Raw genomic sequence first — 16131 nt, 5'->3', positions numbered from 1 at the left:
AGATTGGAAAAAACTATATTAATCATTACTAAAGCATGGACATTCTATCGAATGGAAATAATATCAGTTTAGCCTCGCCTAGAATCTTATCTTCCTGAATAAATGGATTCTCCCATTTTCTGCTGTCAAAGGAATGGTCTCTGAAATCTCCCAGAAAGAAATATTCTCCCTCAGGGACTTTATATCTGCCACTTGTATTGTCAGGGTATTTTACATAAGCTTCATCCAGCTTTTGGTTGTTCACAAACACCTTCCCGTTCAAATCAATTTCAACCCTGTCATTTGGCAGGCCGATGACCCGCTTTACCATTGTTTCCTGTAGTTCATCTGAATAGAACACCAAAATGTCTCCCCTTTCAATTGAAGAAGCATCGTGGATCCTTGTTGTTATAATCCTGTCACCGATGTCAATAGTCGGATACATTGAAGCACTTGGTACAACGATAACAAAGAAAACAAAATTATATAACAATATTGAAGCAATGATAATGACTGCTATATTAGAAAATGCTTTTATTGCTGCACTCATTTTTTTACCTCATTTCTATGAAATAACATTTTTTTAGTTTAGTGGAATTCCGCTTCAAGATAATAATCTATGAAGCGGAATTCTATTCTGTTTATATAGCTATATTATTTAGCCGGAATTATTAATGTTTGCCCAGGGTAAATAAAGTTTGGGCTAACAATGTTATTTAGTTTTTGAATTTCTTGATAAGTTGTATCAAATTTCAAAGCGATTTTCCATAATACGTCCCCAGACTTCACTGTATAAGCAACTTCTGTATGAGCAGCCTCTCCATTAACACTATCTGCATCGTGAACCGCTTCAGCACCATGAACATCTACTGTTCCATGGGCGTCTACAGCTCCATGTGTATCATGATCTTCTTCTCCTTCAGCGAATTTGAAGAATTTAACATAGGCTTCAATATATTCCCTTCCGGCATCAACGCTGTTTACATCAAAATTCTTTAAAGCCATTACTTTTTCAAATCTTTCTGTTAGCTCAGGCATCTTTTCTTCTTCTATCAAACCTTCAACAGGTGATAAATTCCCAACTTCAATGCTTTTATCCGCTGCCAGTACTTTTTCATCGATAGGTGTTCCTGAAGGTTTCAATCCATCAAAAGGTGCACTTTCTCCTGCTCTGTGCATTCTGACAAGCTCACTGAAGAAATACTGTTCGGATACTTCCTTTGCTTCCGGGCTTAGGCCTTTAACTTTCATGCTAAGGTTGAAGATCTTTGTTATTTGATCTTCATATTCCGGCTGCACCCATTTCAGCACATAATTAACGTTATTGTTCTCCATTGCTTTCATACCGTCAGCCACAGTAGGGCCATCCATTGTGTCACAATGAGCATTGGCTGTTAACGGCACCATCACTACCATTGCTGCTGCAGTAGCAAGAGCCAGAATTGATTTCCTCATACTCGATTTAATCCCGTTGGATTTTATAATGTTTGTTATCATTTTTTATTCCTCCTGATAATTATTATTTTTTGTTAAGATACTTTGGTTGATAAAACTGAATACCCAAGGCTTTTAATAATTTTTTCCAGTTGTTTTGCTTCGATTTTTGTTTCATCAAATTGGACCTTTACCTTGCTTGAGTTGAACAGTACCTCTGCCGAATCTACTCCGACTGTTTTATGTACAGTTGTTTCAATTTTTCTTATGCACGACGGACATGTCAATTGTTCAAGTTGAATCGATAATTTTTTCATTTGTTTTTCCTCCTTTCATTTTGTTTGTTTCCATAGTCTAATTCTAATTTAGTTCAGAAATAACAACCTTGATTAAAATCAAGTTTTTAACATTTTCTTATTTAAATAAGTGTACCCCCTAATTTTGAGCATAAAAAAACACCAGCTCTCAAGCTGGTGAGTAAAGATAATAGTGCTAGGTGCAGAGCATAAGAACATATTACTGCAATAGATTAGTGCGCTCATCCAAAAAAAGATAGACATTGTTGAATGCCTATCTTCTGTAAACTTATTAGTTGTTCAGTTTTATAAATTGTCCGAAGGTTACCGGGATACTCCCATATTACCCTCAAAAATTCCGATATTGGTTTTGAACGATAGAATCTGAGGGACTTTCCCTGTACTCTGATGAGCAAGTAAGTTGATAAGCTGACACGTTGACACTCATTTTGTTCTCTTGTTCGGTGCTTGGCATTTATACGCTTAATGTATCTATTGCTAATACTATAACAAGAAGGGGCTTCTTCAATAACTTAATAATTTTTGCACCTGGCACTTATTGTTCTGATTAACAAAAACATATAACAGGCATCCTGAATTTCACAGGATGCCTGTTATATTTGAGGATATCTACTGACTAGTTTATCTTAATTACTTCTTATTTCTTCGGTAAATCTTCCGGTGCCAGCAACTCATCCGTAGACAATATATTGTCATTTGCAGCAGACTCACCTACAACAAGAGGCGTACTTGAGTAATATCCTACTTGATCGATGTGATAGCCATATGCTGTTACACTGTAATCAGTTACCAGGTTGATAGTGATCTTATCTCCATCAACAGTAGCCCAGAATGCACTCTTGGTTCCATCATATGTAGCTATAGTATTACCATTTTTGTCCTTTATATAGACAAAATCATATCCGCTTTCTGTCTCAAATCTGGAGAAATGTACAGACACTTTCTGTGCACCGGTTTTGGTATAATTCTGTGAGCCATTGTAATTGTTGGTGTAATTATGTGGCGAGTCCATGCTCGTAGTCTCATAGTACCATTGGTAAGAACCGCCACCGCCAGTGGGGTACGTTGCATTTAAGGTATACGGTGAGGTACTGTTTACCCCATTGTATCCGATAACCTTGACATAGAATTTTCCTGCATTGGAGGCAGAATATGATATATTCTCATTGGTAGTTGAACCATTTATTGATCTGCCAAGCTGGGTTCCGCTGGAATTATACAGATATAAATCATAGTCCTTTGGCAGATTAGTTAATGTAACTGTTATAGTACCTGCAGCAGTGGTGTCAAAGTAATAATAGTCGATATCACTTGATGTCGATATGTATGAATTGTAGTTAGTAGCACTAGTCAAAGCTCCATATGCAGCACCCATAGTATCATTCGGCTCATAATTATCCTGACTTGAAGAGCTGCCTATGCCTACCGCTGTAAAGCCGTTAGCTACTGCTTGAGCTTCAGTACTGCTTGTACCATAAAGGTCTTTAGCAGATTGCTCCAACGCAGTTCTTGCATCGGTAAACTGTGAGGTTGTTGTCAGGTAAGTTGTCAGAGCCCTGTAATAAATGTTTTCTACCTTGGAGTTATTATTAATTGCAGTTGCAATATTATAGAACGCCTTGTTCGGGATACCGCTGTTGGTATGCACTCCACCGTAATCTTCGCTTGTATATAAATAATCGTCCATATGTGCCGGCTGATCATAGAGTGTCGGATCCTGCAAATCCCTCAATGCATCTCCTGGTGTATTTGGTGTGTAGCAATCCTCGCCCATCTGCCAGTCATCAGTATCTTCTTCTGCCAGATAACCGAATATATCTGAGAAAGATTCGTTTAATGCACCAGGCTGATCTTGATATTCAAGGTTTGCCTCATTCTCAGTAACAGCATGTGTAAGCTCGTGGGCTATAACGTCCAGGGCACCGCTGAAAGGTCCGAAGGTCGTCCCGTCTCCGTCTCCGTAAATCATTTCATAGCCTGTCCAGCCTGCGTTATTGTAATTAGTTCCATAGTGAACCCTGGATATAATTTCTGCACCGTTGCCATTGTAGCTGTTTCTATTAAACTTATTCTTATAGTAATCATATACGATGCCTGCAAAATAGTGTGCATCTACACCTGCTCTCTGTACTGTAGAATTAAAGTTGTTGTCTGTATCAGACATCAGTGTTCCATTACCATACGTTGAATGGTTCAAGTCATAGGTAGTTATTTGTGCGCTTTTTGTAAGATCCCTGAGATAATAGGTTCCGCCAGTGTAATCTGTGTTCAGACTTCTTGTCTCACCGTGAACACCGGTACCTGTACCTACTGATGCCGTGCCGGCAGCAGAGTTAAAGGAATCTACTACTTTTCCGCTTTCAGCATTAACAAATATTTTCCAGTTAGCCGGATATGGATCAATAAATTGGAGAGTAGTCAGATATACAGGCTGCCATTCACTATTTGCCTGGTATAAGTAAATATCTGCCGACGGTTCATGTGAGTAGTTTTCTTTTTTCAACTCAATGCCTAAGTAACTCTCAGCAGCAGCAATTGCTTCTTTTTCATTTATTTCAATCATCTTTTTCCATGCTTTAGCAGGGATATCTGGCTCAGCCTGTCCATTAATTGAATATACTCCACCCTCCGGGTTTGTATGGACAATAAGCTCGGCTCCATATACCGGAATCTCGTCAACAGTCAGCTGTGCACGATAATGTTTCGTATTCAGCTCATCCTCATAGGTTTTTTCTATTTTGAAACTGCCGTTCTGGATACCAAACATATCCTTAGTATTTTCGAGAAATGCAATTGCATCCGCTTCGTCTTGCACCGGCGTTTCGGACAAATTACCGGTTATAAAATCCGGGATGCCTTTTTCCTCATTCCAGTTGATTTTGAACTCCGTATCTTTTTTTAATGATAGCTCTTGCAGTTTTTCTAAAATTTCTACCTTCTTAAGTTTTTTGTCAATATCAGGATCCTTCATAGTTTTCGGGTCAGCACCTGCAGCTTGTACAACCATGCTCAGCAAAAACACGCAAATCACAATGATACTCAATAGCTTTTTCATTAACATTTCCTCCTTTGTTTTTATTAAGCTAAGATACCATATTACTATAATGCCTATCTCATATTACACCACTCTCTCCATTTTTTTACATTTAGTATGTGAAGATATCACCGTACTATAAACAATTGTAATACTCCATGTAAAATTTCAGGAAAGTCCTTCAAGGCTAGAATAGTTAGTGTGCAATATAATCTCTATAGAACACATTTAATATGTTACATTGAAAAAATGAAAAACGTGTTCTATTTGCAATTAATAGCTCTAATATAAAATGTAAACTGAAGGATGCGATTTATATAGTCAGAAATGAAAAATAGAAAGCAATCAATATATGTGTGGTTAATATTTTGTCCGCAATATTATATTACCATATATTTACATATAGTGCAATCTCATTATGTAAAATATTTGTAATTTTGTAATTTTTTAGAATTATGAATTTTATGCTGCAATACATTTTGCGAAGGGTCCGTATCAAAAATCCTTGGAATAGCACAATCATAACCGCCGGTTAAGCCGGTGGTTTGCTCTTGCCCTATAAGGGCATGTTACTGGCAGGGCTGAAAGCCCTACGAATAGTCTGCCAAGCGCAAAGGTTTTCAAGCTACCGCTAAAGCGGCTTTATTTTTTAAAAAAGCATAAGGGACGGTTCTTTTCGCTTTTTTTCTAGTATTTTTACAAAAATAATGGATAGGCACTGTTCAATACCTATCCTTAGCAAATTTACTATTATATGCACTTTTCTAAATAATATACTACCGGGATACTCCGATATTACCCTCGAAAATTCTGATATTGGTTTTGATAGATAAAAGCAGAAGCCCGATTCCTTCTGCTTTTGAATGAATAAGTTGACAAGTTGATTAAACTGGCACCAAACTACTTTTTTGCTTCCCCCCAACTTTATAAGGCACAAATTGACAATTTTACCTATTTCAACTATCATATATTATATTCAAACTAAATAGTTAGGTGGTGTGTTTATGACAATCACAAATGCTACCCTATCAAGTGCAGACAAATTGAAATTAAGAATTGACAGATTGGAATATCTTGATCGTATGCTTGCAAAGTGGGTATCTGATGATACCAGGCCTACTATTGTGACAAAAGTAATGCGATATGGTGAGCTGATATTTGAAGGTGTTTATGGTACATCATTTACAGATGTTAAACTTGATTATAATACTATTTTCCCAGTTATGTCCCTTACAAAGCCAATAACATCAATACTTCTACATATACTTCAGGAGGACGGGTTGGTTGATCTTGTTGACCCTGTAAGGCATTACCTGCCGGATTTCATTCACGGAGGAAGAGACAAAATTTGCTTATGGCATTTGCTGACTCATACCAGCGGTCTGCCAGAAGGTGAAGAGCTTGATGAGTTTGTAAAGAATTACATTAAGAATAAGCTCGGAATTGAGTTTGTTGAGAAAAGCGTTTCTCGTGATGAATGGTATGCTTCGATGAAAAAGGCACATGAAAAGCTTGGACTTGAAAAGTGTGATGATGACGTAATACCAGATATGGTTTATGACCACATAGCAGAGTTTGCTCCTTTGAGCGTTGAACCGCGTAAAGTCATGTCTTACTTAAATTGGGGTTATGATATTGCCAAGTGTGTCATTGATAAAATTACCGGACAGCCCATAGATGAGTTTGCAAAGCGTGTACTCTTCGATCCCCTTGGAATGACAGATACACACTGGAAATTGCCGAAGGAAAAATGGCAGAGAGTAGTTGGCAGATCTGAACGTGTTTTAGGTTATCCCTGGGCAAATTCCGAAAGAATATACCTGGCTGAGGATGGCAGCGGCACCCTGAAGTCAACCGTAAATGATTATATCAAGCTTATGGAAATGATGCGCTGCTATGGACAGTTTGGTGATGTCAGGGTTTTATCGCCGGCCAGTGTAAAAAGCATGATAAGAAACCACAATGCGGACGGCTTTTCGGAATACGACAGCTGGGGATTGGGCTGGAGTGTAAAAGGAAACAAGAAGGATGACAATGGAACATTGTGTTCCCCTAACACTATAGATCATGGAGGCTGGGCAGGTACAAAGGCATTGACCGATTACGACAATGGAATATCCTATGCGTTTTTCTCACTTGTATATAAGTATGACGAAAGCCGGCCTGAAGACCTGTTTATCTATCGTCCGAGATTCACCAATGCCTTGATGTCTGCCTTATTATAAAATGAAAAATATAATACAAAAAACTAAATTACTACTAACAGTTGCCACTGTTACATATAAGGAATGGGCTGCATACCGCACCCATTCCATGTTATCAATATTTATCGGCCCGGCTTACTTTCTTGTTATGAGTTCTGTCTGGTCAGCTTTGTACTCAAACTCCAGAAGCTTGAACAACATGACTTTAAATCAGGTTATTACTTATTACGGTATTACAACTTTAATAAATTATGCAACTATGGATTTTGCCGGCTGGAATTTTCAAATGTTAATCAGGACAGGAAAATACCTGACATTTGCGTTAAGACCTGTTCATCACAGATTTTTTGCTCTGTCACAAAAAATAGGTCATAGAACCTTAGGCATTATTTTCGAATTTATACCTGTTCTACTGATTTTTATATTTATTTTTAAAATAAATATAATGCCATACAATTTGCTTTACGCTGTAATTTCTATAATACTATGTTTTCTTATGAATTTTTATGTTAATTATAGTATAGGGCTGCTTGCCTTCTGGTTTACTGATGTAAATGGATTATCCATGTTTTATGGGCTACTATCAAGCTTTTTTTCCGGTGCTCTTCTACCTCTTACCTTTTTCCCCATTGTAATTCAGAAAATCATGTTTTTCTTGCCGTTCCAGTATATTTACTATATACCTTCAATGGTTTATACAGGTAACGTACATATGGCAGGCATGGAATTTTCTATTCCAGCAATTTTGTCAATCCAAGCATTATACGTAATTATTATGTTTTTTGCATCAGAAATTTTGTATCGTGCTGGCATAAAGCATTTTACAGGGGTGGGAACATGAAGCATAGTATTAAAATATACACACAGTGTATAAAAATATCAATTTCTTCAATTGCTGCTTATAGACTGAATTTTTTCAGCACACTTATAATAACATTTTTAAATAATTTACTTATACCGTTGGTAATGATACTCGCATACAAAAATGGAGCAAGCATACCAGGTTACAACTTTAATGAAATATTATTGATTCAGTCGGTATTTATGCTTTGCACAGGTATTTGCGCACCATTTCTAAATAACTTCGTCTGGACTACAATGGATCATGTAAAAGACGGTACATATGACATGCTTCTTTTAAAACCAGGTTCAGTCATGTTTAATTCGATTGCCAGTTCCTTCGAAATCAGCAACATCGGAACATTTATTTCCGGTCTGTTTGTATTTATTTATTCATTATGCTTTTTCAAGCCTGATTTTATAAATATTGTTCTGTTTATATTCCTACTTATGGCCGGCATATTAGTAGAATTATCATTCATACTCCTGATGGCAGCATCTACATTTAAGTTTGTAGGCAATGGAAGAATTTTCGAAATTTATAATACTATTACAACCTATGGCAGATATCCTACTTCGATATACAAAAATATACTACCGGCAATAACAACTTATATAGTCCCTGTTTCAATGCTGGGATTTTTCCCTGCTTCGGCTTTGTTGGGAAAATCAACTCCTGATATGTATGCATCAATATTTTTTTGCATTTTACTTTTTATATTCAGCATGGTTATATTTAACAGGATGATTAGAAGTTATCAGAGCGCTGGAGGATAATCATAAGAATTACATCTTTTGCATTATCCAGGTGTATACTCTGAAATGTAAGGTACGGAGGTTGATTATGAATTCAATAATTTCTGTAAAAAATATCTGCAAACAGTATACTACCTTCAAACGGGGCAGCACTTTTGCAGATATGATGAAATCGTTGCTTATAAGAGATAAGGCAATAGTAGATGCAGTGAAGGATATTTCATTTGAAATAGAGCCAGGAACGATAACTGGCTTATTAGGAAAAAACGGGGCCGGGAAATCCACATTGATTAAAATGATGACAGGTGTGCTTTTTCCAAGTTCCGGTGAAATAAATGTCCTAGGTTATATTCCATATAAGCACCGGGCAAAATATGTAACACAGATTAGTGCAGTTTTTGGTCAAAAGTCACAGCTTGTATGGGACATACCTCCAATTGATTCATTTGAAATGAACAAGGCTATTTATAACATTTCCAACGAGGACTATAAAACCAATTTGTCCAGAATGGTTGATATTTTTGAAGTCAGCGAAATTATAAAGAAGCCTACGAGGAGCTTATCCTTGGGTGAAAGAATGAAATGTGAGTTCATTATGGCTATGTTACATAATCCTAAAATTATTTTTTTAGATGAACCTACAATTGGTCTTGATATTATTTCAAAAGAACATGTACGTGAATTCATTCTGGATATGAATAAAAACGGAACAACCTTTATATTGACAACTCATGATGTTGGAGACATTGAAAAGCTGGCTGAAAGAATAATCATTATCAACGAAGGCATGAAGGTATACGATGACTCCATAGGTAGCCTCAAAAAATATTTAGGCAATAAAAAGACTGTGCAGATTCAAATGAAAATGCCTATCGGCGAAATAAATCTCAGTGGTGTATCAGTTCTTAACAGGCAGTCGGATTATGAAGCCGAACTGCTTCTTGATAATTCTATTATTGACATTAATTCATTTGTTTCCAATATAAGCAATTTAGGCGAAATAGCTGATATTTCCATCAAAACTCTTGGTGTAGAGGAAATCATTAAGGCAATTTATAATAAGCCATTGCTATCAGTTAAAGCCTGAAAGCATTAGGTCAATACCTTTATAAAAGGTTATGTGCCAGGCTGTCAACTTATCAGCTATGAAGCATCTTCCACAAAAATATAGACTACATACAAAATAAAAGATAGGTATATCAAAATACCCATCTTCAGAATCTATTAGTTTATGCACTTTTCTAAATAATATACAGGTATACTGGGATACTCCCATATTACCCTCGAAAACTCCGATATTGGTTTTGATACAAGTATTTGTAGAAAACACATATAAATATACTTTAATATGTAAGTACTGTGCTAATCCATTCAATTTCATTACTTTGTGTAGAACCCTGATATCTGTCGATAACACTTTTTATAATTCGATATGCTTTCTTTTTTATTAATATATATCAATTATACATCTTATGCTGTTATATTTATCCAAAGAGCATCATGTAAAGTAGCATACATTCTAACAAAGCCAACGGCTTTCCACCTTTACTGGTTTTATACAAAACTTGATTCAATTCCATTACATCTTAATTCATTTGTTATTTCAAGAGCTTTTATTCTAGAAAAACCTTTATGTTTTTCTGTCCCCTTTATAAGATTTGAATATACTAAATAATATTCATTTTCTATGGAATTACCAAAGACAGCAGGATCATCAATATTAATTGTAAAAGATAAATCATAATTGTTGAAAATCCATTGGACAGTTGGAATATCTGAAGTTCTTTCAAATCCCCCAATAAGCCAGTTAGAAGTTGGATTAGATTCAATTGTTATTCCTTTTCCCTTTATTAATCGAATTAATGTTTCCTGGACATTTTTAATGCTTTCAATTTCTTCTAATGTATCAATATTATCGATTTCTATAAACTTATCAATTGTATGTTTATCATATAAGTACTCAAGTAATACTCTCTCTGCTTCATTAGCGGGTAGTTTTAATTTAGACTTATCATACTCAATATTATTCTTTTGTGCAAGAATTTCTAATAATTCCAAAGTTGGAATAACATTATGTGTACCTTTTCGTATTTCTTTTTGCATAATTTCCCCTTGTAATGTTATCCAATATGGAATAGACTCCTCATCTCCATATGAGTTGCCATCATTCTTTGTTATACTACCCCTCTTTAGCCATGCATCAACAAGTACTTCAGGTTTTATTGCTGCACCAAATATCTTAATTGAATACTCAGAAATTTTTCGTTCAAGCCAATTTACTCTAGAATAGTTCTCACAATTAGTCTCTTTGGTTATTAAGTACCATTCAAAAATGTAATCATCTAATAAATCAATTAAATTTATTTCTATCGTTGGATTATTATGTATCCATAAATCTACATCTATTCCCAAAGCAATACAGTGTCCAAGTCTATCACCAGAATTTATACTTAAATAATAAATAGCCTCAAATATTCTTCTTAAACCAGTACCTAATGAAACAAAATCTTCTCCAACATGAAATGTTTTTCCTTTAAACTGATATTCTTTTTCTATCTTAAAGTTTTCTTCAAAAATTCTCTTATATATTTCTCCGAACACTTCCGGTGGGCAATACAATTCTCTATTAGCTGTATCAATCGCAACTATAGGAAGTTCTTTATCCTTTTCAGTTGTTGAATCAGATATTTTATATTTTATTAAAGTATTATAATTTTTTATATTTTCATCTCTTTTACTATAATGATATATTTTATATGAGTCTTCACTGCTATTTAACCTTTCTCGCAAGTAATCTCCTTCGTTTTTAATAAAATGAATAATTACTCCTACCTTAACTTCTTTATATAGTTCCAATAAATCTGGCAATAACTTTTCATTCATTGTCTTTTTTATTGTGGCAATGATTCTAATAATTTCGTTATACTTTTCTTCATTCTCTTGCGGTGCAATCATAAACTCTTGTCTAACTACGGATTTTGATTCCTGCAAATATTCTCCAATTTCTTTGCAGAAGTTTATAATTTCACTTCCATTTTCTTTCCACGTTATAGTATTCAGAGTATATTCAAAATAATCAAATCCAGAAATACCTTCTTGTTGTTGGATTTTGCATAAAAATGAGTTTTTCACTTGTATGTATATCCACAGAAGCTTAGACAAAACCTGATTATCTCTATGATGTTTATTATTAATGAAATATAAAACATAAAAAATTAGTAATCTTTCTCCAAATAATGATTTTGCAGTTATTTCACTTTTTTCAGATAAAGCTATTTTGTTTATTTTAAAAGCATAATCAGTTAATTCATATTTATAATCATATATTTTTTTATTAACTTCTAATATTCTATCTTCTGCAATTATCATTCCATTATCAATTATCTTAGTGATGCCTATAAAATCCTCTATCAATCTATCGCTGCTACTTTTTTTGATTTCAAAATTATCTTCTATAACTCTTTTAGCGTACTCAAATAAAATAACTCTAATTATTTTAGCAATTTCGATTAAATTAGATAGTAGAGGTGCATTTTCAGTGTTATTATATCTGATATCTTGATTAAAATTATTAAAGTATAAAATATTTTTGTTATTAATTCTATTATTCATTACGGCCACCCAATAGTAAGGTGCTGGATAACTGCCTGTAAGGTGAACATGTTGAATAGCAATACCTTTTTCGAGTATTTTTTTAACTTGTGGTTCATATGGAGTTATAAACGTTTTCATTCCTGCGATATAATTACATACATGCTTCATTTCAGGTTTTATTTTTAAAAACTTTTGTCTTACTAAATAATTTAATACAATTAAGTCTTCGTCTAGCGCATGAAAATACTTTTTCCATTCTTCAAATTTTGATATTTCGATATATAGATTATCCTTTATTAATAAAAATCTTTCCGCTAATCTCTCCCATATTTCAAGTAGATTAAAAGTGTTCGATTTTATCTTTCCATTTTCATCATAATTTTTCTTACTACTGTATCTCTCAAATATTCTACTTATATACTTGTTATTTCTATAACTTAATACACCATATAATTGACTAAGTATATAATTCCTAGAGTTTTGATTTAGCTCAATTCTCAATTCTTCTTCTATGAATTCCCAACTAAACACTTTATTGTTATCATCTTCATATAGATTAATTGATTTTAACAACACTCGATTAATGTCACCATAGTTAATTTGCCGCATTAAACTCACACTTTCTGTTTTTTTAATTAATTCAAGAAGCTCTAAAGATGAATGCACAGTAAAGTCATCCTGTATTATTATACCATATTATTACAGTAGTAAACAAAACAAAAGATAGGCTCATGAGGAATAATGCCTATCTTTCACAAACTTAATAGTATATGCAGTTATTTAAATAATATACAGGAATACTGGGATACTTCCATATTACCCTCAGAAATTCCGATATTGGCTTTAATAGACGAAAATCAGAAAAACCGTCCCTTCTGCTTTTATGACTATGTAAGTTGATAAGTTGACAAACTGTTACTTAATCTACTAGCTTTTGAATTTGACTAGCATAATAACCTAATAACCTCTGCACCTAGCACCTATTTTTTATCAAGTCGTTTTACATCTATTGTTTTGCAGGAGCAAAGTAGCTTATCCACACATCCAGGTTAAGCAATGCAATAATTAGTATAAAAACAATTACAATGTTTATCAATATTGAGACTAAAAAATACCCATCAAAAAGCTCCTCTCTCTTTGTAATGCTTTCCCCTTCTATCATGCTGATTTCATCCTTCAGCAGAATAGTTCCAGTATATTCTATGAACCGTTCAATATCCTTTTTTAATAACCCTTTGCTTATTTGGCTCAAAACTCCAAAATAAATTGTTCCCACTATAAGAAATAGTATAAATGCAAGAAAAGCAATCTGAATTACTGCTTTCTGCCCATTTGTTACATAAGATGCCATGGAAGCTATTACAACAGCTATCAGTGTTAGCAAGTTCTTACTCATAAGCTCTGTTATCTTTGTTATCTCACCTGATATTTCACTAACCTTTGTCTGAAAGAAGTCCACTACCTTTCTTCGTTCTTCGAACCAGATATCCACTTTTTCTTTAAGGTATATCTGATAATTCGACTGTGTTGAACTGTTAACCTCCTGAATCTTATCCAAAAACAAGCCGTAATTCTGTTTAGGATCTTCTTTAAGGTATAAGGTCAATACGTGTCTGAATATGCCTATTTTGTCTGTTATTTTTTCTGAGTATATCCACTCATACAGATTATACAGCGCCTCAACTGCTGATAAATCAAATACCCTATCTTCCCGACTTAGCTGGATTTTGATTTTTCTATATCCCTCAAAAATACAAGTTATGCTGCCGTCTTCATCCACCTTAGTATTACATGCCAGATAAGGTATAGTGAGATTTGTAAACTGTCTGCACAGTATATTTCCTAGTTCATCAGGTGCATTACTTAGATCCTGGAAGAAAAAGAAGTTAGGTGTGAGATATTCCGGTCCATTGATCCAACTACAATGATTATGCCTTTCTGTGATGATGTTTTTACAGTCTTTCCTGCTTAACTCAGAAAAGGGGCTACTCAATCTATCTAGAGTCGAATTAATATATTCTACACTTTGCCTACCGATTATGACTAAATGACTGCTGAAGCATTCTAAAAATACTCTATCCATAACCAGCACAACCGTTACTATATCTTTTCTGAATAGTGAGCTTTCTAATACAGAATAATCGTGGTTCTGTACAAGTGCAAGAAAGTTCTCAAATCTGAAAAATAGCTTTATCGAATAGGATTGCTTGATATCCATAGTAATATATTTCCGCACTAATTCTTTCTTAGAAATACTAACCTGCACTTTGCAGCTTGTAAAGCCACTACACTCCAGATTTTCTATGAAATCGCTCAGTCCCTGTTCTACATCATCTATGCTATTAATATTCAAGTTATAGACGCTCTCTAGTGGAAGCACACTCATTGATTCACCAAATATCTCAAAAGCATCCTTGATATCATTACTCAATTTCTCTTGCTGTTCATGTAAACTATGTACTTCAACGTAAAAAATTGCATTTTCATGATCTTCCTTAAAGTTAACGATATAATTTGAGGTTATTTTGCTGCACCAGTCGTTAATACGATCCATCACATCACCCCCATCCTTATATAATATTATACAAACTATTTTTCTATGCTTTCGTGCTTAACTTCTACATTTTTTATGCTGAAATCATATTTCCCATCCCCTATAGGGTCCTGAATAAATACTTGCTTATTCCTGTATACTGAAAGTGGCATTTTAATCTCTATGCCATTGTCGGTTATTATCTTCTTACGGTTTACATTAACCTCTACATATTTTTTATCAATGTTAATTTCGATGTCTATAAGCCCTTCATTCTCAAGGAACTCCCTATATGCTCGTTTCAGTGTCTCATCTTTTATGGCTTTTTCCATGAATTCATCCAGATTCACACAAGTCTCATCCTCTACAATGTCAAGGCATCTTAACTCCAGTTGACGAATCTGTTGTACTTGGGCTTTAGTCAATCCTTTCTCCGCCACATGCTTTTGTACCCACAGTACAGTTTTATTTATGAATCGCCTTGTTTTTTCTGTATCATCCATCGCAGGCTCGCTATCAAGCAGCCCAATACTAAAAAACTGTGTGACCTTAATTAAAGGAGCATTCTCCTTGTGCTTCCTGTCTACCACCAGCAAGTCATAAACGTCACCCTCGACATACTTTTTTACAAAACAGCATTTCTTCAACCCAGATCCCGTTGGTGGAAAACTGGTGATATCCCCTGAATAAGTAACTTTTTTTGAACCATCCGGCAGGGTAATCTCTTTATGAAAATAGTTTTTCTTATAATCAAGCAACAGCAAGCATACAATTTGTTCATCCATCTCATTTTCGTATAAGCAAATCACAAGGTCAGCCGGATTAATAGTAGTGTTACTACTCATTGGTATATATAACAGTCTTGCCAATTCTTTTGAAACAGCAATGAAGTTATAATTGTTTTCAAATACCTTTTCAAATTGCGCTTTAGCTAAGTTTTCCTCAGGTTTTCTGAATTTTGCTGCAAGTCTTTTCGAATGTTTCACTGATTTTTTTATATGATTTGTAATGTAATCAATAAATTCGTCTTCGGAATCTAATTCTATTACTGCATCACTTTGAGTTAATTCGTGTTTCCGGTTGTCCAGTACATGCATTATGAGTTTCTTGATATTTACGGTATTTACATCAGTAATCATAATATTCCCCCACTTAATTACATTATTGAGGGACATTGTCTGAATTTGGAGATTTATGCTTGTCCCTCTATTTGATTATCATATAAGTCTGGGGTAATTAATAGTAATAATTGTCGACATTTTATTACAATTACCAACATTTAATACTCTTTGTCGGGAAATTAAAATAACCTTCCTAAAAATAACCTTCCTATTTCGATTATTTAATAATAATGGTGCCAGGTACAGAACTTAAGAACTTAATTGAAATGCACAATATATGTGACCAATAAAAAAACTTACCCAAAATAAAAGATAGACA

General features: G+C 34.3%; 11 protein-coding genes. 4 read left to right on the top strand and 7 right to left on the bottom strand.

All coding sequences use genetic code 11. The features are described from left to right. Positions 1-28 precede the first annotated feature (28 nt). From lepB to VEB00_01770, 4 genes are all read right to left on the bottom strand, one after another. Positions 29-529 (bottom strand): signal peptidase I, encoded by a 501-nt coding sequence (lepB, locus tag VEB00_01785; protein HYF81746.1) that lies wholly within the window; start codon positions 527-529, stop codon positions 29-31. A 104-nt stretch (positions 530-633) separates the two neighbouring features. Then, positions 634-1476, bottom strand: coding sequence for a DUF6448 family protein (locus VEB00_01780; protein HYF81745.1), 843 nt, complete (start codon positions 1474-1476; stop codon positions 634-636). Positions 1477-1508: 32 nt separating this feature from the next. Continuing rightward, on the bottom strand, positions 1509-1730 hold the full coding sequence (locus tag VEB00_01775; GenBank protein ID HYF81744.1) for a cation transporter: 222 nt from the start codon (positions 1728-1730) through the stop codon (positions 1509-1511). Positions 1731-2367: 637 nt separating this feature from the next. Further along, complete coding sequence (locus VEB00_01770; protein HYF81743.1) at positions 2368-4785, bottom strand: M4 family metallopeptidase; 2418 nt, start codon at positions 4783-4785, stop codon at positions 2368-2370. Positions 4786-5768: 983 nt separating this feature from the next. Here VEB00_01770 and VEB00_01765 point away from each other — a divergent pair. From VEB00_01765 to VEB00_01750, 4 genes are all read left to right on the top strand, one after another. Continuing rightward, a complete protein-coding gene (locus VEB00_01765) occupies positions 5769-6989 on the top strand; it encodes a serine hydrolase domain-containing protein (protein HYF81742.1) in 1221 nt (406 codons plus the stop codon). Between the two features lies 1 nt (position 6990). Next, positions 6991-7809: an ABC-2 family transporter protein gene (locus VEB00_01760; protein HYF81741.1), complete on the top strand. Its 819-nt coding sequence runs from the start codon at positions 6991-6993 to the stop codon at positions 7807-7809. Beyond that, positions 7806-8585 carry an ABC-2 family transporter protein gene (locus VEB00_01755; protein ID HYF81740.1) on the top strand — a complete coding sequence of 260 codons (780 nt, stop codon included), beginning with the start codon at positions 7806-7808 and terminating at the stop codon, positions 8583-8585. The genes VEB00_01760 and VEB00_01755 overlap by 4 nt, the downstream gene beginning before the upstream one ends. 67 nt (positions 8586-8652) lie before the next feature. Further along, positions 8653-9651, top strand: a complete 999-nt coding sequence (locus VEB00_01750; GenBank protein HYF81739.1) for an ATP-binding cassette domain-containing protein — start codon at positions 8653-8655, stop codon at positions 9649-9651. A gap of 467 nt (positions 9652-10118) precedes the next feature. On the opposite strand, the gene VEB00_01745 is transcribed toward VEB00_01750, so the two are convergent. The 3 genes from VEB00_01745 to VEB00_01735 all read right to left on the bottom strand — a co-directional run bounded on the left by VEB00_01745 (position 10119) and on the right by VEB00_01735 (position 15830). Beyond that, positions 10119-12824, bottom strand: coding sequence for a hypothetical protein (locus VEB00_01745; GenBank protein ID HYF81738.1), 2706 nt, complete (start codon positions 12822-12824; stop codon positions 10119-10121). A 340-nt stretch (positions 12825-13164) separates the two neighbouring features. Next, positions 13165-14712 (bottom strand): hypothetical protein, encoded by a 1548-nt coding sequence (locus tag VEB00_01740; GenBank protein HYF81737.1) that lies wholly within the window; start codon positions 14710-14712, stop codon positions 13165-13167. Between the two features lie 35 nt (positions 14713-14747). Then, entirely contained in the window at positions 14748-15830 is a 1083-nt protein-coding gene (locus VEB00_01735; GenBank protein HYF81736.1) for a nucleoid-associated protein, read from the bottom strand. Positions 15831-16131: the final 301 nt, after the last annotated feature.

This window comes from Clostridia bacterium (assembly GCA_035628995.1).
In the GTDB taxonomy this organism is placed as follows: Bacteria; Bacillota; Clostridia; order Lutisporales; family Lutisporaceae; genus BRH-c25.
The sequence above is the reverse complement of the archived record's forward strand: the minus strand, read 5'-3'. Positions and strand labels throughout refer to the sequence as shown.

Bases quoted from the DNA above. Each gene is read 5' to 3' on its own strand.
- lepB (HYF81746.1), bottom strand. From the start codon at position 529: ATGAGTGCAGCAATAAAAGCATTTTCTAATATAGCAGTCATTATCATT.
- VEB00_01780 (HYF81745.1), bottom strand. From the start codon at position 1,476: ATGATAACAAACATTATAAAATCCAACGGGATTAAATCGAGTATGAGG.
- VEB00_01775 (HYF81744.1), bottom strand. From the start codon at position 1,730: ATGAAAAAATTATCGATTCAACTTGAACAATTGACATGTCCGTCGTGC.
- VEB00_01770 (HYF81743.1), bottom strand. From the start codon at position 4,785: ATGAAAAAGCTATTGAGTATCATTGTGATTTGCGTGTTTTTGCTGAGC.
- VEB00_01765 (HYF81742.1), top strand. From the start codon at position 5,769: ATGACAATCACAAATGCTACCCTATCAAGTGCAGACAAATTGAAATTA.
- VEB00_01760 (HYF81741.1), top strand. From the start codon at position 6,991: ATGAAAAATATAATACAAAAAACTAAATTACTACTAACAGTTGCCACT.
- VEB00_01755 (HYF81740.1), top strand. From the start codon at position 7,806: ATGAAGCATAGTATTAAAATATACACACAGTGTATAAAAATATCAATT.
- VEB00_01750 (HYF81739.1), top strand. From the start codon at position 8,653: ATGAATTCAATAATTTCTGTAAAAAATATCTGCAAACAGTATACTACC.
- VEB00_01740 (HYF81737.1), bottom strand. From the start codon at position 14,712: ATGGATCGTATTAACGACTGGTGCAGCAAAATAACCTCAAATTATATC.
- VEB00_01735 (HYF81736.1), bottom strand. From the start codon at position 15,830: ATGATTACTGATGTAAATACCGTAAATATCAAGAAACTCATAATGCAT.